21 protein-coding genes are annotated in these 18,739 nt (G+C 63.8%); 12 read left to right on the forward strand and 9 right to left on the reverse strand.

Going from position 1 to position 18,739, the window contains the following annotated elements; genetic code table 11:
* Positions 1–189 precede the first annotated feature (189 nt).
* Both AC0L21_RS05635 and AC0L21_RS05640 read left to right on the forward strand, forming a co-directional pair.
* A complete protein-coding gene (locus tag AC0L21_RS05635) occupies positions 190–1,284 on the forward strand; it encodes a SecDF P1 head subdomain-containing protein (protein ID WP_473259056.1) in 1,095 nt (364 codons plus the stop codon).
* A gap of 271 nt (positions 1,285–1,555) precedes the next feature.
* Positions 1,556–2,362 (forward strand): Crp/Fnr family transcriptional regulator, encoded by an 807-nt coding sequence (locus AC0L21_RS05640; protein ID WP_473259058.1) that lies wholly within the window; start codon positions 1,556–1,558, stop codon positions 2,360–2,362.
* 16 nt (positions 2,363–2,378) lie between these two features.
* Here the strand turns inward: AC0L21_RS05640 and AC0L21_RS05645 are convergent, their stop codons facing one another.
* Together AC0L21_RS05645 and AC0L21_RS05650 are read right to left on the reverse strand one after the other, a co-directional pair.
* Positions 2,379–3,020, reverse strand: coding sequence for a glutathione S-transferase family protein (locus AC0L21_RS05645; RefSeq protein WP_473259061.1), 642 nt, complete (start codon positions 3,018–3,020; stop codon positions 2,379–2,381).
* 66 nt (positions 3,021–3,086) lie between these two features.
* Positions 3,087–3,635, reverse strand: coding sequence for a cytochrome b (locus tag AC0L21_RS05650; protein WP_473259063.1), 549 nt, complete (start codon positions 3,633–3,635; stop codon positions 3,087–3,089).
* Between the two features lie 173 nt (positions 3,636–3,808).
* On the opposite strand from AC0L21_RS05650, the gene murI reads away from it, so the two are divergent.
* From murI to AC0L21_RS05680, 6 genes are all read left to right on the forward strand, one after another.
* Positions 3,809–4,606 (forward strand): glutamate racemase, encoded by a 798-nt coding sequence (gene murI / locus AC0L21_RS05655; RefSeq protein ID WP_473259065.1) that lies wholly within the window; start codon positions 3,809–3,811, stop codon positions 4,604–4,606.
* A gap of 71 nt (positions 4,607–4,677) precedes the next feature.
* Positions 4,678–5,451: an HpcH/HpaI aldolase family protein gene (locus AC0L21_RS05660; RefSeq protein WP_473259068.1), complete on the forward strand. Its 774-nt coding sequence runs from the start codon at positions 4,678–4,680 to the stop codon at positions 5,449–5,451.
* A 72-nt stretch (positions 5,452–5,523) separates the two neighbouring features.
* Positions 5,524–5,907, forward strand: coding sequence for a cupin domain-containing protein (locus AC0L21_RS05665; RefSeq protein ID WP_247362425.1), 384 nt, complete (start codon positions 5,524–5,526; stop codon positions 5,905–5,907).
* 105 nt (positions 5,908–6,012) lie between these two features.
* Positions 6,013–6,780: an acyltransferase gene (locus AC0L21_RS05670; RefSeq protein ID WP_473259072.1), complete on the forward strand. Its 768-nt coding sequence runs from the start codon at positions 6,013–6,015 to the stop codon at positions 6,778–6,780.
* A gap of 196 nt (positions 6,781–6,976) precedes the next feature.
* A complete protein-coding gene (rpsD, locus tag AC0L21_RS05675; protein WP_007602315.1) occupies positions 6,977–7,594 on the forward strand; it encodes a 30S ribosomal protein S4 in 618 nt (205 codons plus the stop codon).
* A gap of 89 nt (positions 7,595–7,683) precedes the next feature.
* Positions 7,684–8,751, forward strand: coding sequence for a threonine aldolase family protein (locus AC0L21_RS05680; protein ID WP_473259074.1), 1,068 nt, complete (start codon positions 7,684–7,686; stop codon positions 8,749–8,751).
* A 114-nt stretch (positions 8,752–8,865) separates the two neighbouring features.
* On the opposite strand, the gene AC0L21_RS05685 is transcribed toward AC0L21_RS05680, so the two are convergent.
* From AC0L21_RS05685 to grxD, 4 genes are read right to left on the reverse strand one after another with little or no spacing between them, the layout of a single operon-like run.
* Positions 8,866–10,128 (reverse strand): serine hydrolase domain-containing protein, encoded by a 1,263-nt coding sequence (locus tag AC0L21_RS05685; protein WP_473259078.1) that lies wholly within the window; start codon positions 10,126–10,128, stop codon positions 8,866–8,868.
* A gap of 1 nt (position 10,129) precedes the next feature.
* Complete coding sequence (locus tag AC0L21_RS05690; RefSeq protein ID WP_473259080.1) at positions 10,130–11,416, reverse strand: serine hydrolase domain-containing protein; 1,287 nt, start codon at positions 11,414–11,416, stop codon at positions 10,130–10,132.
* Between the two features lie 47 nt (positions 11,417–11,463).
* Positions 11,464–12,015 (reverse strand): O-acetyl-ADP-ribose deacetylase, encoded by a 552-nt coding sequence (locus tag AC0L21_RS05695; RefSeq protein ID WP_473259082.1) that lies wholly within the window; start codon positions 12,013–12,015, stop codon positions 11,464–11,466.
* Between the two features lie 3 nt (positions 12,016–12,018).
* Positions 12,019–12,345, reverse strand: coding sequence for a Grx4 family monothiol glutaredoxin (gene grxD / locus AC0L21_RS05700; protein ID WP_007602294.1), 327 nt, complete (start codon positions 12,343–12,345; stop codon positions 12,019–12,021).
* 241 nt (positions 12,346–12,586) lie between these two features.
* Between grxD and egtB the strand changes: the two genes are divergently transcribed.
* Together egtB and egtD are read left to right on the forward strand one after the other, a co-directional pair.
* Positions 12,587–13,885 (forward strand): ergothioneine biosynthesis protein EgtB, encoded by a 1,299-nt coding sequence (gene egtB, locus AC0L21_RS05705; protein WP_473259085.1) that lies wholly within the window; start codon positions 12,587–12,589, stop codon positions 13,883–13,885.
* A 52-nt stretch (positions 13,886–13,937) separates the two neighbouring features.
* Positions 13,938–14,909 carry an L-histidine N(alpha)-methyltransferase gene (gene egtD / locus AC0L21_RS05710; protein ID WP_473259087.1) on the forward strand — a complete coding sequence of 324 codons (972 nt, stop codon included), beginning with the start codon at positions 13,938–13,940 and terminating at the stop codon, positions 14,907–14,909.
* Positions 14,910–14,934: 25 nt separating this feature from the next.
* Here egtD and AC0L21_RS05715 read toward each other — a convergent pair whose 3' ends face one another.
* Both AC0L21_RS05715 and AC0L21_RS05720 read right to left on the reverse strand, forming a co-directional pair.
* Positions 14,935–16,128 carry a low temperature requirement protein A gene (locus AC0L21_RS05715; RefSeq protein ID WP_473259089.1) on the reverse strand — a complete coding sequence of 398 codons (1,194 nt, stop codon included), beginning with the start codon at positions 16,126–16,128 and terminating at the stop codon, positions 14,935–14,937.
* Positions 16,129–16,152: 24 nt separating this feature from the next.
* A complete protein-coding gene (locus AC0L21_RS05720) occupies positions 16,153–16,389 on the reverse strand; it encodes a BolA/IbaG family iron-sulfur metabolism protein (RefSeq protein WP_007602284.1) in 237 nt (78 codons plus the stop codon).
* Between the two features lie 210 nt (positions 16,390–16,599).
* On the opposite strand from AC0L21_RS05720, the gene AC0L21_RS05725 reads away from it, so the two are divergent.
* Positions 16,600–16,959: a DUF427 domain-containing protein gene (locus tag AC0L21_RS05725; protein WP_473259091.1), complete on the forward strand. Its 360-nt coding sequence runs from the start codon at positions 16,600–16,602 to the stop codon at positions 16,957–16,959.
* Between the two features lie 121 nt (positions 16,960–17,080).
* Here the strand turns inward: AC0L21_RS05725 and AC0L21_RS05730 are convergent, their stop codons facing one another.
* Positions 17,081–17,254, reverse strand: coding sequence for a DUF1328 domain-containing protein (locus AC0L21_RS05730; protein WP_007602280.1), 174 nt, complete (start codon positions 17,252–17,254; stop codon positions 17,081–17,083).
* A 189-nt stretch (positions 17,255–17,443) separates the two neighbouring features.
* Between AC0L21_RS05730 and AC0L21_RS05735 the strand changes: the two genes are divergently transcribed.
* The gene (locus AC0L21_RS05735) at positions 17,444–18,622 is read left to right on the forward strand and encodes an acyltransferase family protein (RefSeq protein WP_473259441.1); all 1,179 of its coding nucleotides are present in this window, start codon (positions 17,444–17,446) and stop codon (positions 18,620–18,622) included.
* Positions 18,623–18,739 lie beyond the last annotated feature (117 nt).

Raw genomic sequence — 18,739 nt, forward strand, 5'->3', positions numbered from 1 at the left:
GACCGATTGGCCGGCCGAGCACGGGCAGAATGATGGATGATTTGGCGTTCGTCCATGACCTAACGTCGGCGACAATGGACTCTGGCACAGGCCTTTGAACCTGCGCGCCCGATCCGGGGACCAAGAACTGGCATCGGACTCACATTGCAGCGCCCTTGCCAGCGCCCTGCCGCAACACTCGAGGTGATCATGACTACGCCCCCGCGGGATTGCGCCACCCGGCTGTTCATCGCCTTCGCCGTGACAGCGGAAATCATGACATCGGTGATCGCCCTGCCCCGCGCGGCACTCGCCGAGGACGGCCAGCTCGACAAGATGCGCGCCAAGATCTCGGCCTTCATCAGCGACAAGATGGAGAAGCTCGGCGGGTCACGCATCGTCTACAGGGTAGACACCGATGGCCTGCGTGAGAGCGTCGTCACGGATTTGCGCGACGACGTCTACAAGAACCTGCGCGATGGCAAGATCGCCTTCTCCGGTCTTGCGATCCGCGACGGCGGCGTCGAGTTGAAGATTGCCGACGTCAAGGGCCGCGAGCAACTCGCACGCAAGCTCGCGTCGGCCGCAAAAGGATTGCCGTCGCATGCACTCGCCGTGACCGACGGCAGCGACGGACTGGTCAGGCTCGCGCCGACCAATGCGGCATCCGCCGCGCGGTTGCACGAACTCGTCGAAGATGCCATCGCCATGATCGAGCAGCGTCTGAAGGAGGCCGGCGTCCAGCTCGCCAGCGTCCAGCCCGATGGCACCGACCGCATCCGAATCTTCCTGCCCGGTGTGATGGAGCCCGAGCGCGTCACCGCGGTCTTCGCCCGAAGGGTCAAGGTCGGCTTCCGCCTGATCGACCTCTCCATGCCGCCTGAGCAGGCGCAATCCGGCACGCCCCCGGCAGGCACGGAAGTCCTGCCCGGCTTCAAGGACAAGAGCCTTTATCTGGTCGCCAAGGACAGCGTGCTCGACGGCGACGACATCAGCTATGCGGGCCCGGGGTTTGCGAGCGCCACGAAAGAGCCGATCGCCTCGTTCCGCTTCAACGGCCGCGGCACGCGGCGCTTTGCCCACCTCACCGAGGAGAATATCGCAAAGCCCTTCGCCATCGTGCTCGACGGCAAGGTGATCTCCGCCCCCATAATCCGCGAGCCCATCACCGGCGGCTCGGGCCAGATCTCCGGCAATTTCACTCTGGAGGAAGCAAACAGCGTCGCCATGCTGCTGCGCGCCGGTTCGCTGCCGGGGCATCTCGGCCTGGTCGAGCAGCAGGTCGTGCCGCCCGCCAAGCCCTGAGGCGGGGGATCGCCCCACGCCCTCGCCTGGTCCCGCCCCGTCGGCAGCCGAGATCCACCGCGCCGAGGCTCGGACCCGGTAGCCCCCGAATCGCGGGCGCGCCACGGCCATACGCACCGCCAAACAGGCAATTGCCGAAACGCCCGATCAGGCTAAAATTTGCCCCTTGCGGCACGGCGGCCGAAAGCTTCATTCAAGCGGTCGTCGTACGATTTCGGCTATGGTGTCGAGAATACGACCGTGACTGAAGGCCTTACGCGGGGATAGTACCATGCCGTCCGGCAGCGCAGACATTTCGTCGATCCTCGACCGCATTCTCGAGGCGGCGACGGATAACCTCAGGATCGCGAAGATCCTGGTCCAGATGGGCCTCGATCCGAACAACGTCACCTATGACTCGATCTTCAATCGGATGCTGGAGATCTTCGTCCAGAACATCACGGTGGCCAATATGTTCGCCGCGGTCGGGGCCGGTTTCTTCGTCGCGACTCTTCTGATGCGGACCATGGTGCCGTTGCGCGTCGCCAACATGGTCGGCTGCGCATTCTTCGCCGTCTTCGGCGCGCTCTCCGCCAACGTCTCGACCTTCCTGCTCTATCTCCTGCTGCTACCGATCAACGCCCTGCGCCTGCGGCAGATGCTCAAGCTGGTCAAGAAGGCGCGCCATGCGGCCGAAGGCGACATGTCGATCGAATGGCTCAAGCCGTTCATGACCGAACGCAAATATCGCCGCGGCGACACGCTGTTCAAGCTGCGCGATCCGGCCAACGAGATGTTCCTCACCGTCACCGGCAAGTTCCTGGTCAAAGAGATCAACATCGAGATCCTGCCCGGAACGCTCATGGGCGAGCTCGGCTTCCTCACGCCGGACAACCGGCGCACCGGAACGGTCGAGTGCATCGAGGACGGCCAGGTGCTGACGATCACCTACGACCGGCTGCTCGAGATCTACTTCCAGGATCCGCAGTTCGGCTATTACTTCCTGGTGCTGACCAGCCAGCGCCTGCTGCAAAACATCGAGCGCCTGCAGAAGCAGCTGGCAACAGAAAGGGCCGCCACCACGAACAGGATCGCGTGATCGATCGCCTCACCACTCAGTTCAAGAGCAGCGCCATGCCCGGGTCGCCCTTCTCCATCGCACGCCGATAGCCCGCCCGCGCGCCGATGCGGCCGAGATATTTGACCACGTTGGGACAGCGCGACACGTCATAGGGCTGGAAGTAGCGCATGGTGGTGAGCGAGAAAACTGTCATGATGTCGGCGGTCGTGAAGGCACTGCCCGCAAGGTATTCGGCCTCGCGAAGCCTTGCGTCGAGAAGATCGTAAGCCCGATCGAGACGCCCCTTCATCGCGAGCAGGGTCGGATTGTCCTTGGCGAGATCGAGCCGGCTCAGGATCATCATCCGCCCCATGCCGGGTTGCAGGGTGCCATTGGCGAAATGAAGCCAATACAGAAACTGCGCGAAGGCGGGATCAGTGGGACCGAGCACGAGTCGGCCGTTGCCATATTTCGCAAGGATGTAGTCGACGACGGCGGCGGATTCCGCGAGCACCAGCTCGCCGTCGGTGATCACAGGGGCCGTGCCAGCCGGATGCAGCGCCTTGTACTCGGACGGAGCCAGCATGGTGACAGGATCACGCGTATAGCGCTTCAGCTCGTAGGGAATCCCCAGCTCCTCGCACAGCCAGACGATTCGCTCGGACTGCGACTTGCCGAGATGATGGACGGTGAACATGAGGCCTCCTGAAGACATGAAGCAGAACGTGGGATGCGCCACGAGAACGCATGGGTGTGCTTGCGACTAGGCCTCGTCCGTCACCATCCGCGCCACGACGCGGTCGCGGCGGATGAAATGGTGCCACAGGGCGGCGATCACGTGAATCGCGATCAACGCGAGCAGCACATAGGCAAAGAGGATGTGGCGGTCTTCATAGGCGCCCGCCGCCGCGCGGTCGGGAGCGGTGAATTGCGGCACGTGAAACAGGCCGAAAAAGTCCGAATAATCAGGTGCGTGCGCACCGGAATGCGCCCAGCCGAGCATGGCGACGATGATGACGGCGAGATAGAGCGCGCCGTGACTGACATGGGCCGCGACCTTATGCCAGCGCGAGGTCTCGGCCGGCATGGTCGGCGTCGGGTTGGCGAGGCGCCAGACCAGGCGCAGCACCGTGAGCAGCAGGATCACATAGCCGATATCGGCGTGGATCGAGCGGTAGAAGAAGCGGTCGGGACGCGCCGGGATGTGGTTCATCCACCACCCGAAGCCGATCATGCCGATGATGGTCAGCGCCAGAATCCAGTGCAACCATCGGGAAATGCTGCCCCAGCCGTTGCTGGTATTTCTGATCATGTCGGCTCTCCGGAGTTTTGCGGGCCTGTCCCTCCCCGCACTGCAGTACGGCAGCTGATACCGGGACCATGCGGCAATCGCGAAATTGAATCCATCCAAATTGGCCCTCAACGCCCCTGCCGCAAAACCGCCTCAAAAACCGAATGGTAACCACGTCGGGATAGAGTGTTCACGTGACCAATTCTCCGACGATTCTGGTGTTCGATTCCGGCCTTGGCGGGCTCACGGTTCTGCGTGAGGTCGTGGCTGCGCGCTCCGACGCGCATTACGTCTACGTCGCGGACGACGCCTTCTTCCCCTACGGCCACCACAGCGAGGACGCGATCATCGCCCGCGTGGTGCCGCTGATGGGGGAATTGGTCGGCACGCACGATCCTGACCTCGTCGTCATCGCCTGCAACACGGCGTCCACTTTGGTCCTATCGCATCTGCGCGCCGCTTATTCCCTGCCCTTCGTCGGCACGGTGCCGGCGATCAAGCCGGCCTGCGCGCAGTCGAGGAGCCGGCGGGTGTCGGTGCTCGGCACCAAGGGCACGGTGAAGCGCGAATACACCAAGGCGCTGATCCGCGATTTCGCGCAAGGCTGCGAGGTGACACTGGTCGGCTCGCCCGAGCTGGCCGCGCTGGCTGAAGCCGAGCTCAGCGGCTCTCCCGTCAGCGACGACTCCATCCTCGCCGAGCTCGCCCCGTGTTTCGTCGGCGATGCCGGGGACGCAGGCGCACGCACCGACACGGTGGTGCTCGCCTGCACGCATTATCCGCTGCTGCTCGACCGGCTGAAAAAGCTCGCGCCCTGGCCGGTCGACTGGATCGATCCGGCGCCCGCGATCGCCCGCCGCGTCTCGGAGCTGCTCGGCCCGCACACCGGTGGCATCGCGCAATCCGGTGCCGAGATGATCTTCACTTCGAACCGCGTGCATGACCTTTCGGCCATGCTGACGCCGTTCTTCGGCGGCCGCATTCCGGCCTGACCTTGCGCCTCGATGGCGCGCTGCTAGGCTCCGCCGTCGTCGTTATCGCCAAGATGATCGCAAGGCTCTCCATGTCGCTCCCCGCAACGCCGCTCAATCGTCTCCGCCAGCTCTGGCGCGAGGGTCGTCCCGCCTTCGGCGCGATCGCGACGATCCCGAGCGTGCAGACCGTGCAGATCATGGCGCGCTCCCTCGACTGGATCATCGTCGATCTCGAGCACGGGCCGATTGGACTGACCGAAGCACATGCGATGATCGCGGCCACCACCGGCACACCATGTACACCGCTGGTGCGGATCGCAGCGAACGAGCCATGGCTTGCGAAGGCACCGATGGACATCGGCGCCTTCGGCATCAATTTCCCGATGATCACCAATTGCACTGAAGCCGAGAAAGCGGTGCGCAGCGTGCGCTATCCGCCGCGCGGCGATCGGCTCTGGGGTCCGTTCCATGCACCATTCCGCTGGGGCCAGTCGATGCCGGACTACATGGCCAGCGCCGACGACGAGATGATCTGCATGATCACCATCGAGCACGTCGACGCCGTCAATCGCATCGACGAGATCATGGCCACGCCCGGCATCGACGTCGCCGTAATCGGCCCCGGCGATCTCGCCACCTCCATCAACAAGCGCGGCCAGATGGACGATCCGGAATTGCTGGAGCTGGTGGCGCGGGCCGAGGCCGGCATCCTCAGAAGCGGCGTGCCGATCGGCGGCGTGGCGCGGACCGCAGACCAGGCCAACGCCCTGGTCGACCGCGGCTACCGCGCGATCGCGCTCGGCTTCGACTGGTCGCTCTTCCAGCGCGGCATCATGGCGGCGTTCGATGGGATCAGGCGCTGACGGCAAAGCCGATTGCCACCTTGCCGGGAACTGCTGCACTGCTAGGCTCAGTCGTTCCAGGGAGGAAAAACCATGCTCAAAAAGACTTTGCTCGCTCTCGCCTTCACCGGCCTCGCTGTTGCGGCCTTCGCCCAGCAGCCCGGCATCAAGCGCACCCCGCTCCAGAAGGTTGAATTTCCCGATGGCTACAACACCATCACGGCCATTGCGGAGGTTCCGGCGGGCGGCGCGGCCGGTCGCCATACCCATCCGGGCATCGAGACCGGCTACGTGCTCGAAGGCGAGCTCAATCTCCTCATCGACGGGCAGCCGGAAAAGACGCTGAAAGCCGGCGATTCCTACCAGATCCCGGCAGGCGTCGTGCACGACGCCAAAGCCCACGGCGATAAGGCTATGAAAGTGCTTGGAGTTTACATCGTCGACAAGACCAAGCCGCTGGCCTCGCCGGCACCCTGATGCGGCGAACCGACCGGCCCCACGCGGGTTGGTTCGTGCTAGAGCAGGCGACGAGCGGGAACCCCGTTCGCTGCACAAACTTTAATCAGGGGAAACCAAAGAGCGATGCGCGGGACGCCCAAGACCATTTCGCTGCCGCGTCGCCTGATCATCGACCTCATGCACGCCTCGATGGGCGTGCCTTTCGTGTCCCTTTCCCGATCGCTCGATATTGGCCCCCTGCTGGAGGCCCGCGCGGGCGCGATCGCGCCAGCCGGCTGGGCGGCCATGTTCGTCAAGGCTTTTGCCCTGGTCGCCAGGGACGAGCCGGTCCTGCGTACCGTGCATGTCAAATGGCCCTGGCCATCGCTCTACGAGCTGCCGAAGAGCGTGGCGTCGGTGGCCATTGCCCGGGTCGAGGGCGGCGAGGAATGCGTGATCCCGCAGCGAATCGTTGCTCCCGAGGCCATGACGCTGGCCGCGGTCGATGCCGAGATCCGGCGCGCCAAGACCGCCCCGATCGACGAAATTCCCATGTTCCGCAAGATCATGCGGGTGACCCGCCTGCCGCTGCCACTGCGGCGGCTGTCCTGGGCGATCGGGCTGAATTTCGGCCGGCAGCGCGGCAATTGGTTCGGCAGCTTCGCGCTGAGCTCGGTGGCCGCCTATGGTGGCGGCGAGCTTCACCCCATCACGCCCGGCCCCTTCATCGTCAGCTATGGGGTGGTCGGGCCCGACCAGACCATCCATGTCGTGATCCGCTGGGATCATCGGGTCACCGACGCCGCCCCGATCGCCCGGGTCCTGACCCGGCTGGAACAGGTCCTGAACACTGAAATCGCTGCCGAATTACGTGCGGCCGGGTCGAAGCCGATCCGAGCGGTCGGGACGTGAGTCCGGGCCATTCGCATTGACAGCGAGCCCCAAATCCTCCTAAAAGCCGCTTGCTCGCGGGCCGATTTCGGCCCGCGAAGCGTTTCGCGACCCGTGGTCCTGTCCCTTAAGCTTTGGGATCGGACCTGTCAGTGCCGGGCTAGCCCGTCACACAGGAGGGCGCGTTTCCTCAAACCATGTACCTGAAGAGGACGCGATGACTAAGCGCAGTGAGGCGAAGTACAAGCTCGATCGCCGTATGGGCCAGAACATCTGGGGCCGCCCGAAGAGCCCCGTGAACCGCCGCGAATACGGCCCCGGCCAGCACGGCCAGCGCCGCAAGGGCAAGCTCTCCGACTTCGGCGTGCAGCTGCGCGCCAAGCAGAAGCTGAAGGGTTACTACGCCAACATCTCCGAGCGTCAGTTCCACAGCATCTATGTCGAGGCCAGCCGCCTCAAGGGTGACACCGGCGAGAACCTGATCGGCCTGCTCGAGCGCCGTCTCGACGCGGTCGTGTACCGTGCCAAGTTCGTCTCGACGATCTTCGCCGCGCGCCAGTTCATCAACCACGGCCACGTCAAGGTGAACGGCCGCAAGGTCAACATCTCGAGCTATCTGGTCAAGCTCGGCGATGTGATCGAGGTCAAGGAATCCTCCAAGCAGCTCGCTCACGTCCTCGAAGCCAGCCAGCTCTCCGAGCGTGACACCCCCGACTATCTCGAAGTCGACCATGGCAAGATGACCGCGAAATACATTCGCATCCCGCACCTCTCCGACGTGCCGTTCCCGGTGCAGATGGAGCCGCATCTGGTCGTCGAATTCTATTCGCGCTAAGATCTGAATATCGAAAGGCCCCGGTTCGCCGGGGCCTTTTTGCTTAAAGAGCCACACTTCAGTGGCCGTTTACTTTCAGGAGGCGTCGCATGCTCTACACCCCTCCCCCGATCGATCCCAAAGCGCCGCCAGTGCGCATCAATCTGCTCTCGGACACGCAGACCAAGCCGACACCCGCGATGCGCGAGGCGATGGCGCGGGCGGAGGTCGGCGACGAGCAGGTCGGCGACGATCCGACCGTGAACGCGCTGTGCGAGCGCGTCGCCGAGCTGCTCGGCAAGGAAGCCGCGGTGTACATGCCGTCAGGCACGATGTGCAACGTCACCGCGACGCTGGTGCATTGCCGCTCCGGCGACGAGATCCTCGCGCATGAAAGCGCGCACATCATCGCGCGCGAAGGCGGGGCGCATGCCGCAATCGGCGGCTTTCAGGTCACGCAATTGAAGGGGCCCGACGGCCAGTTCACGCCGGAGACCTTTCGCAGAGCGCTGCATCCGCGCACCCGCTACCAGCCGCCGCAGACGGTGGTCAGCGTCGAGCAGACCGCCAATATCGGCGGCGGCACGATCTGGAAGAAAGCCGCGCTCGACGAGATCGTCGCGATCGCGAAACAACATGGCCTCGTCACCCACATGGACGGCGCACGCCTGCTCAACGCCACTGTCGCGAGCGGCATCTCCCCGCGCGACATGACCGCGGGGTGGGATTCGGCCTGGATCGACTTCTCGAAGGGCTTGGGCGCGCCGATCGGCGGCGTGCTGGCGGGCTCGCGCGCCTTCATCGATGCGGTCTGGCAGTGGAAGCAGCGACTCGGCGGCTCGATGCGACAGGCCGGAATCTGCGCGGCGGCTTGCATCTACGCGCTCGACCATCATGTCGAGCGGCTCGCCGACGATCACGCCAATGCGCGCGCGCTCGCTCGCGGACTGTCGCAGATCGCAGGCGTCGAGGTGCAGGAGCCCGAGACCAATCTGGTGTTCTTCAAGCCCGATGGTGCCGGCATTCCCGGCGACAAGATGGTCGCGGCGCTGCGCCAGCGCGGTGTGACGCTTGCGATGATGGACGGCCGCATCCGCGCCTGCACCCATCTCGACGTCAATGCGAGCCAGGTCGAGGAGACGATCGGATATATCCGCGAGATCGTGCGCGGAGCGTAAGTCCTGTAGCCCCGTAGCCCGGATGGAGCGCAGCGAAATCCGGGGCGACATCGGCAGCGGTCCCGGATTGCGCTTCGCTCCATCCGGACCACGACAGCGGGGCTAGACGAAAAGCTACCGGCCCATCGCCTGGTAGATCAGTGTCTTCAGCGTCAGTTGAATCCGGCCGCGCTGCGTCGGGGTCTGCACCATGAAGATCCCGAACAGATCGTCCTCGGGATCGATGAAGAAAAACGTGCCGCCGACGCCGTCCCAGCGATATTCCCCGAGCGGCCACGCCGTTCCAGGGGGCACCGAGGTGCGCACGGCAAAGCCGAGACCGAAGCCCGAAGACCCGCCCGGATAATAGTTCTGATCGCGCGCGATCTTCGTTTCCGGCCCGATATGATCCGAGGCCATCAGCGCGATGGTTTCTGGCTTGAGATAGCGCCGGCCCTGATAAGTGCCGCCGTTGAGCAGCATCTGGGCGAAGCGGGCATAGTCACCGACCGTGCCGACCATGCCGCCGCCGCCCGATTCCCAGATCGCGGGCCGCCTGATGTCACGGACCTGCGTCGTCGGATTGATGTTCCGATCCTCCGGCATCGGCTCGGCGATGAGCGGGAATTTGGCGGGATCTGCGACGAAGAAAGCCGTCTCGGTCATGCCGAGCGGATCGAGCAGCCGCTCCTTCTCGAATTGCAGCAGCGTCTTTCCGGCAATGATTTCGACAACGCGGCCGAGCACGTCGGTGGAATAGCCGTAATCCCACACCGTGCCGGGCTGCTCGACCAGCGGCAATGTGGCGATCTTGGCGGCGAATTCGGCGTTGGTCAGATTGCTGTTGAAGAGATTGGCGTCCGCGTAGAGCTCGCGGACCATTCCGCCGCCGTAATAGCCGTAAGGCACCCCTGAGGTGTGGCGCAGCAGATCCTTGATCGTGATGGGTCGCTCCAGCGGCTCCAGCGCCAGGGCGACTTTGCCGTCCCCGGCCTTCCTCTCGATGCCGACCTTCATGCCGGCAAAGGCCGGAATGTATTTCGAGACGGGATCGTCGAGCGAAAGCCTGCCCTCCTCAACCAGCATCATCGCCATGACTGAGGTGACCGGCTTCGACATTGAGTAGAGGCGGAAGATTGTGTCGGCGCTCATCGAGAGTTCGGTCGCGACGTCGCGGACGCCGAAATTCTGGTAATACGCCGGCTTGCCGTGCTGCTGAAGCAGCAGGATGGCGCCGGGGATCTTGCCGGTGGCGACCTCGTTGCGGATGTAGTCGGAAACCTTCGTCAGCCCCGCGGGCGAGAGCGGGCGGGCCGCAGGTCTCTCCGAGCCCGCCTTCGCAACGATGCCGCCGGCGAGAAGGACGAGCGCCGCGACCAATGCGCGGCGCCCGAACATGTCAATTCTCCATCGCTTCATAAACCAGCTGCTTCAATGTCCGCTGCACGCGCTGGCGCTCGGTCGGGGTCTGCTCCAGCAGAACGAAGAACATGTCCTGCTTGGGGTCGATCACGAAATAGCAGCCGGAGGCGCCGTCCCATTTCAATTCGCCGAGATCGCCGGGCGGCGGCGGTTTGGCGTTGCCGGGATCGGTGCGGACCGCAAGTCCGAGACCGAAGCCGAAACCATCGCCGGGGAAGTAGAAATAATCGCGATCGACGCCCGATTTGGGGCCGATCTGGTCGGTCACCATCAGCTTGAACGTCTCCGGTTTGAGAATCGTCTTGCCGTCGAGGCTGCCGCCGTTGAGCAGCATCTGCGTAAAGCGCTCATAATCGGCCATGGTCGTGACCATACCGCCGCTGGCGAACTGGATCTTCTTGACGACCGTCGGATCGTTGATCCGCCCGACCCGGAAATCGCTGTCGTTCGGCACCGGCTGCGCCAGCAGCTTCTGCTTCTCGGGATCGGTGACGAAGAAGCCGGTGTCGACCATGCCGAGCGGGTCGAGCAGCTTCTCCCGCTCGATCTCGATCAGCGGCTTGCCGGCCGCGACCTCCATCACCCGCGCCAGGATGTCGGTGGAATGGCCGTATTGCCACAGTGCGCCCGGCTGGTTGTGCAGCGGAAGTTTTGCGATTCGCTCGGCGAATTCCGCGAGGTCGAAATCGCCGGCATAGATGTTGGCCTCGCGATAGGCCTTGCGGACCAGGCTGTCGCCGTAGAAGCCGTAGGTGACGCCCGAGGTGTGCGTCATCAAATCATGCACCGTCATCGGCCGGTTCGGCGGCACGAGCTCGAGCGACTTGGTGCCGTCCTCGGCCTTCTTCTCGACGCCGACTTTCACATTGGCAAAGGACGGAATGTATTTCGAGACGGGATCGTCGAGCTTGATCGTACCTTCCTCGATCAACTTCACTGCGACAACAGAAGCGATCGCCTTGCTCATCGAGAACAGACGGAAGATCGTCTTGTCGGTGATCGGCGCGTTGCTGACCGCGTCCTGCACGCCGAAGACTTGGTGGTACACCGGCTTGCCATGTTGCTTGATGAGCACGTTTGCGCCGGCGATCTTGCCGGTCGCGACCTCGTTCTTGAAGAACTCGGTGATCCTGGCGAGCTTGTCCGGATTGAAATGCGCACCGGCCGGAATCTCGTAGGTGCCCTCCGCCCGCGCGAACGACATCGTACCCAACGACACAAGCGCGGCGCAGACCAGCGCGCGCAGTCCAGATTGTGCAATCATATCCCCTCCCCGGAACATGGCCCGGCGGGAGTGTACCGACCGCGTCATCAGGCACAAGGGCCGCCATACCGCGCCAAAACGTCCGCGTGCAGAGCCGCGCTCTTTTCCGAGAAACAACAAAATATGGCGTCGGCGACCAGCGGCGCGGCCGGCAGGGCTTCAATGGTTGCATGGACCGCAATCTTTGCGGCCTGGTCGGCCGGAAAGCCGTAAACCCCGGTTGAAATTGCGGAGAACGCCACGGAGGTCAGCTGATTGGCCTCACAGAGCTCAAGCGCACGGCGATAGCAGGAGCCCAGCGCCTCTGCCTCACCGCAAGTGCCGCCGTGCCAGACCGGGCCGACGGCATGAATCACATGGCGCGCAGGGAGAAGGTAGCCCGTGGTGATCTTGGCATCGCCGGTCGGGCATCCTCCGAGCTTCCGGCACTCGGCGAGAAGCTCGGGCCCGGCCGCCCGATGAATCGCGCCATCGACGCCGCCCCCGCCCAGGAGCGACGTATTGGCCGCGTTGACGATGGCGTCAACGCTCAGCGTGGTGATGTCAGCAACGACGACCTTGAGCTCCGCGCCGCCGATCCGGCGCGTCAGCTGGGTCACCTATCAGGCCGCGACAGCGACGCCCTTTTCGGAGAAGAGCTGCTGCAATTCACCGGCTTGGAACATCTCGCGGACAATGTCGCAGCCGCCGACGAACTCGCCCTTCACATAGAGCTGCGGAATGGTCGGCCAGTTCGAATAGTCCTTGATGCCGTTGCGCAGTTCGGCGGATTCGAGAACGTTGAGGCCCTTATAGCCGACGCCGATGTGGTCGAGGATCTGGACGACCTGGCCGGAGAACCCGCACTGCGGAAATTGCGGTGTGCCCTTCATGAACAGAACCACGTCGTTCGACTTCACTTCGTTGGCGATGAATTCCTCGATGCTCATATCCGTGTCCTTATGGGGCGGAGCCCACTCCAATCGCTTCGGGCTGGCTCAGCCGATTTAACCCGATCCTTGCCTATATATGTAGCCCAAACCGTTGTGCATCCAAAGTAAAATGGCGGCGAGCGGCCGCTGGGCGGACCTCTCTCGGCACCGCCGGCCCGTTGCATGATGGCACGAATATCATGGTCAGGGAGGACTTTCATACCGTCCCGGAGCCCCTATCTAGGACGAACCCGGCGTTTTGGAACCCGGCAACGCCAACAACGTTCTCTTGTCCTGTCTGGAGAAAAACGTGACGAAACAAGCCTCCGCTACGGCCAGTCCGCCGCTTTCGTCACCGTCGGTCGACCCGAGCAACCTCGCCCGGCGGCTTGAGGATGCCTTTCTCACCGTCCGCAACGAGACCGAGCGCCGTGCCGCGCCGCTCTCGCCGGAGGACCAGCAGATCCAATCCATGCCGGATGCGAGCCCGGCGAAATGGCACCGGGCGCACACCACTTGGTTCTGGGAGCAGTTCGTGCTCCGCGAACATTGCCCCGGCTACCAGCCCTTCCACCCCGATTTTGCCTTCCTGTTCAATTCCTATTACGTCAGCGCAGGGCCCCGTCATGCCCGGAATCACCGCGGCGACATCACCCGTCCCAGTGCAAGCGAGGTCGGCGCCTATCGCAGTTATGTCGATGCTGCGGTCGTGAAGTTCTTCCGCGAGGCCGGCGAGGACAAGCTCCGTGCCCTCGCCCCATTGGTCGAGGTCGGGCTCAATCACGAGCAGCAGCATCAGGAATTGATGTTCACCGATATCCTGCACGCCTTTGCGCAGAACCCGATCTATCCCGCCTACGATCGGGACTGGCGCTTTCCGTCCGCAACGCGCGTCGGCAACGACTGGCTGATTCTCAACGAGGGCATCCACACCGTCGGCCATGTCGAGGACAGCTTCCATTTCGACAACGAGAAGCCGGCCCACCGCGCGCTCGTCGGCCCGGTCAAGATCGCACGCAATCTCGTCACCAATGGCGAATGGCTGGCCTTCATGCGCGATGGCGGCTACGCGAACGCAACACTGTGGCTGATGGACGGCTTTGCCGCCGCCAGCAAGGACGACTGGCAGGCCCCGGGCCATTGGCGCGAGGTCGACGGCCAATGGCAGGTCATGACGCTGGCCGGCCTCAAGGCGGTCGATCCCGACGCGCCCGTCTGCCACGTCAGCTATTACGAGGCCGACGCCTTTGCGCGCTGGGCCGGAAAGCATCTGCCGACCGAGATGGAATGGGAAGTCGCGGCCCGCGCCGGCCAGCTTAACGATGCCTTCGGCGTGGTCTGGCAGTGGACGCGATCGTCCTACTCGCCGTACCCCGGCTATCGCGCGATCGAAGGCGCGCTCGGCGAATACAACGGCAAGTTCATGGTCAACCAGCTGGTGCTGCGCGGCTCTTCGCTTGCAACCCCGGAGGGGCACAGCCGTATCACCTATCGTAACTTCTTTTATCCGCACCACCGCTGGCAATTCACGGGACTGCGGCTCGCCGACTACGAGTAAAATTCTCATCCGACGACAGATGCGCGCCGGACAGCGCGTTCAGGAGAGTATCATGAATGTGCACGCCAGCGCTTTGGCCGAAGCCCATCTTCCCGACGAGCAGACCACCGCCTTTGCCCGCGAGGCCATCGAGGACCTCTCGCAGCAGCCCAAAAAGCTGTCGCCGAAATATTTCTATGATGCGGCCGGATCGGAACTGTTCGAGGCGATCACGCGGCTGCCGGAATATTATCCGACGCGTACGGAGCTGGCGATCCTGAAGGAGCGTGGCAGCGAGATCGCAAAGATCATTCCGGAGCACGCAGCCCTCGTGGAATTCGGCGCCGGCGCGACCACAAAGGTCCGCCTGCTGCTCAATCACTGCAAGTTCGCGGCCTATGTGCCCGTCGACATCTCCGGCGACTTCCTGACGGCGCAGGCAAACGGCCTGAAGCGGGATTTTCCGTCACTCGGCATCTACCCGGTGGCGGCCGACTTCACCACCCCGTTCGAGCTGCCCAAGGCGGTGGCGCCGATGCCCAAGGTCGGGTTCTTCCCGGGCTCGACCATCGGCAATTTCGAGCCGCATGAAGCGCAGGCCTTCCTGAGCAGCGCGCGCGCCATCCTGGGCCGGGGTGCGCAGATGATCATCGGCGCCGACCTTGAGAAGGAGGAGCGCCTGCTCCACGACGCCTATAACGATGCCGCCGGCGTCACCGCACGTTTCAACCTCAATGTACTGGTGCGGATCAATCGCGAGCTCGGCGGCAATTTCGATCTCTCCGCCTTCACCCATCGTGCGATCTACAATCGCGAGCGGCACCGCATCGAGATGCACCTGATCAGCAAGAAGAGCCAGACCGTGCGCCTGCTCGGCACCAGCTTTTCGTTCCGCCCGGGCGAGAGCATTCATACCGAGAACAGCTACAAATACAGCATCGAGCGCTTTGCCGCGCTGGCGCAGGGCGCGGGCTGGCGGGTGCGCGAGAGCTGGACGGATGCCGCGAAGATGTTCTCCGTGCACGCGCTGGAGGCGGCGGAGTAAGCGCTCTGGCGCCGATGGCGCCGGCTCAATGCTCCCCAGCCTCGTCCGGCGCCGACCCCAGCGACACCGACTCCCACACCGCAACGACGATCATGATCACCGTCGCGGCGACCGACAGCCATAGAGGGGACAGCTCGGCAGCGAACCACGACAGCGCCGCGAGCGCGATGATGCCAATCCCGTGCGAGAGCTGGAGGAAGCCGCGGATCGCGTGCTTGAACAGGATGGTGCCAACAAGGAATAGCAAGGGACCGCCGATCGTGCTGACGATGGTCCTGATGTCTGAATGGCCGAGCGGATGCTTCAGCACCAGCTCGTCGGAGACCGCGGTCAGGATGATGCCGGCGACGATCGGCATGTGCAGATAGGTGTAGGCGAGCCGCGCCAACCGGCCGGATTCGGCGGATTTCGAGATGCGCTCGGCGCCGGCCTCGGCGCCCTTGTGGAAATAGACCCACCACATCGCGATGCTGCCGACCAGCGCGGAGACGAAGGCCAGAATGTTGTCCGCGGTCCAGTCCAGTTCGGCAAAGGTCGCGCCGTTGACGACGACGGCCTCGCCAAGCGCGATGATGACGAAGAGCGAGCAGCGCTCGGCCATGTGGCCGCCTTCGACGGCCCAGGCCTCCACCGACGAGAAGCCCAGCTTGGGGACCCAGAAGCGCACCGCCGGCGAGATGTATTCGATCGTCAGTGCCACGATCCAGAACCACAGCCGCGTCTCGTCATGGGCGAGGCCGCCGAGGATCCAGAAGATTGCGGAGACCGAGAGCCACGTCAGGATGCGGATCGCATTGTGCCGGACCGCAGTTCGATGCCGCGGCGTTGCAAACATCCAGAAGGCGGTGCGCCCGACCTGCATGGTTGCGTAGGCGATCGCAAACCACAGGCCCCGCCCCTCGAAGGCGGTCGGGATCGTCGTCGACAGCACGAGGCCGCCCAGCATCATCAGGAAGATCAGGATGCGGACCGGCGTCAGCTCGGGATCGAGCCAGTTGGTGACCCAGGCGGTGTAGACCCACACCCACCATACCGCGAGAAACAGCACCGCGACGTGCACGGCACCGAGCGGGGTGAAATGGTGCAGCAATGTGTGTGAGACCTGCGTGATCGCGAAAACGAAGACCAGGTCGAAGAACAGCTCGGCATTGGTGACGCGGCTGTGCTGGTTCGGCAGGATGACGCGAAACATCGCGCCGCGAGGATTGTCCGCAGCCATCGTCATCCCCCCGTCACGATCAGATCAGGCGCCCGGTACCCCGGTTTGCAGCGCCAGCGCATGCAGCACGCCGCCCATCTGGCCGCGCAGGGACTGATAGACGATCTGGTGCTGCTGGACGCGGGACTTGCCGCGGAAGGTCTCCGAGATCACGGTCGCGGCATAGTGATCGCCGTCCCCGGCGAGGTCACGGATGGTCACCTCGGCATCGGGGATCGCCGCCTTGATCATCGCCTCGATATCGTGGGCGTCCATTGGCATTCGGGTCGTGCTCCTGTCTCGGCTGCAATCAGCCCTGTCGTCGAATCGCTGCCGGGGTCCATATCTGCAAAGCCAAACTTGCCGGCGGGGCCAAACTTAGCGTGAACGGCCTTCTACGTCACGCCTTCCGGCACTATATCGGTGATCCGATCTGGATAAAGCCACGACAAAGTGCCGCGCGCGGCAGAGTGATCGAAAAGGCGTGAAATCATGAAGCTTCCAGGGCCCGACCACCCCATCACCATTACCCCAAATCCCCGGCGCGTCCGCGTCACGGCCGGCGATATCGTGATCGCCGAGACCACCAAGGCGCTGACGCTGAAAGAGGCGAAATATCCGGCGGTGCAATATGTGCCGCGACAGGACGCCAACATGGCGCTGCTGGAGCGCACCGACCGCGTCACCCACTGTCCCTACAAGGGGGATGCGAGCTATTACAGCGTCAAGGCCGACGGCAAGACGCTGGATAACGCGATCTGGACCTATGAGGTGCCCTTCCCCGCGATGACCGAGATTTCCGGTCATCTCGCCTTCTATCCGGACAAGGTGAAGATCGAGGAAGTGGGGTAGCTGCTTGCGTCATGGCCGGGCTCGTCCCGGCCATCCACGTTCTTGGCCAATCGCGGATACAGCGACGTGGATGCCCGGGACAAGCCCGGGCATGACGACTGGGAATGCTGGAGCAGCCCCGCTACGCCCTGAATATCGTGAGCCCCAGGATCAGCAGCACCAGGAAGATCGCGACGAACACGTAGAACAGGAAGCGGGCGATGTCGGCGGAGGCGGCCGAGATGCCGGTGAAGCCGAGCACGCCGGCCACGATCGAGACAAGTAAGAAGATCAGCGCCCATTTCAGGATCGTCATCGCCAGCTCCGAAATTGTACCGCTTGCCGCGGTCCCAAGCCCTTTTGGCGAACGCTAACTTCGTCGCGGGGAACTGGTTCCTAGCGGTCTTGAGACCTGCGGGCGTCCCAAACGACCCTTGCTGAATCCGGTTCCCGGCGGCAAAGTCCGGCCGGGACGGAAAGCGCGACCGGGGCGGCCACGATGACGATGTCACATTCAGCGACGATCGGCGCAGAGGCGCACGCGGTGCCGAAGGCCAAGGCGCGCAATCTGTCGCTCGATCGCGCCCGCACCTTCCTCACGCTGGTGGTGCTGCTGCACCACGCCGTCATTCCCTACACCTATTTCGGGCACACCGATCCGGCGTCCTGGGCCGGTTTCGACGTGATCGTGCTGGCCACCGACAGCTTCTTCATGGCGATGTTCTTCTTTCTGTCGGGACTGTTCACCTGGCCGGGCATCGCGCGCAAGGCGCCGTCAGTTTTTCTCCGCGACCGCCTGTTGCGGCTCGGGCTGCCGTTCGCGATCGCGGCGTTCACCGTCATCCCGCTCGCCTATTACGCAATCGCGCTGCGGCACGATCCCGGGCTGAGCTTCACGGCATTCTGGTGGAAGACGATCACGGTTGGCCCGTGGCCGAGCGGCCCGATCTGGTTCGTGTGGGTGCTGCTGGCGTTCGACCTCACCGCGAGCCTGCTCTACCGGGTCTCCGCGCATCTGGTCGACCCAGGCAACCGCGCGTCGCTGCGCGGATTCGACCAGCCGGCTGTATTCTGGCTGCTGCTCGTCGTCGTCACGACCATCGCCTACGTGCCGGCGCTGCTCTATTTCGGCGGCAGCAAATGGTTCGAGCTCGGGCCGTTCTCGGTGCAGGCAAGCCGCATCCTGCTCTACTTCGCCTATTTCTTCATCGGCGTCAGTGTTGGAGCTGCGAACTTCGACCGCGGCATCCTCAGCGCCGGCGGCCAGTTGCCGAAACAGCGCTGGCTCTGGGTGATCGCCACGCTGATCCCTTACTGCCTGATGTGGGGCATGATCTACATCAAGCGCGAAGTTCTGGGCAATCCAGACCCGCAGCCGCACTGGTACCAGGCCATCTACGGCACGTTCTTCGTGCTGTTCTCAGGTTCGATCCTGCTTGCGATTCTCGCGTTCTTCCTGCACCAGAAATCGCCGGGCCCGAACCTGCTCGACCGCATGCAGGCGGACGCCTACGGCATCTTCCTGGTGCACTATCCGATCGCGTTGTGGATCCAGTACGCGCTGTTCGACTATACGCTGCCTGCGATCGTGAAAGCCACGATCGGCTTCGTGCTCACGGTGATCTTGAGCTGGGGCCTGACGGCGGGCTTGCGGAAGATTCCGGGGGCCACGCACGTATTGTGAGGCCGAGCTCTTTCCATTCGTCATTGCGAGGAGCTCTTGCGACGAAGCAAATCCAGAGTGCCTCGGCGGTGAGGCTCTGGATTGCTTCGCTGCGCTCGCAATGACGGAGTTTGCGGA

The organism is Bradyrhizobium sp. WSM4873 (assembly GCF_055811355.1).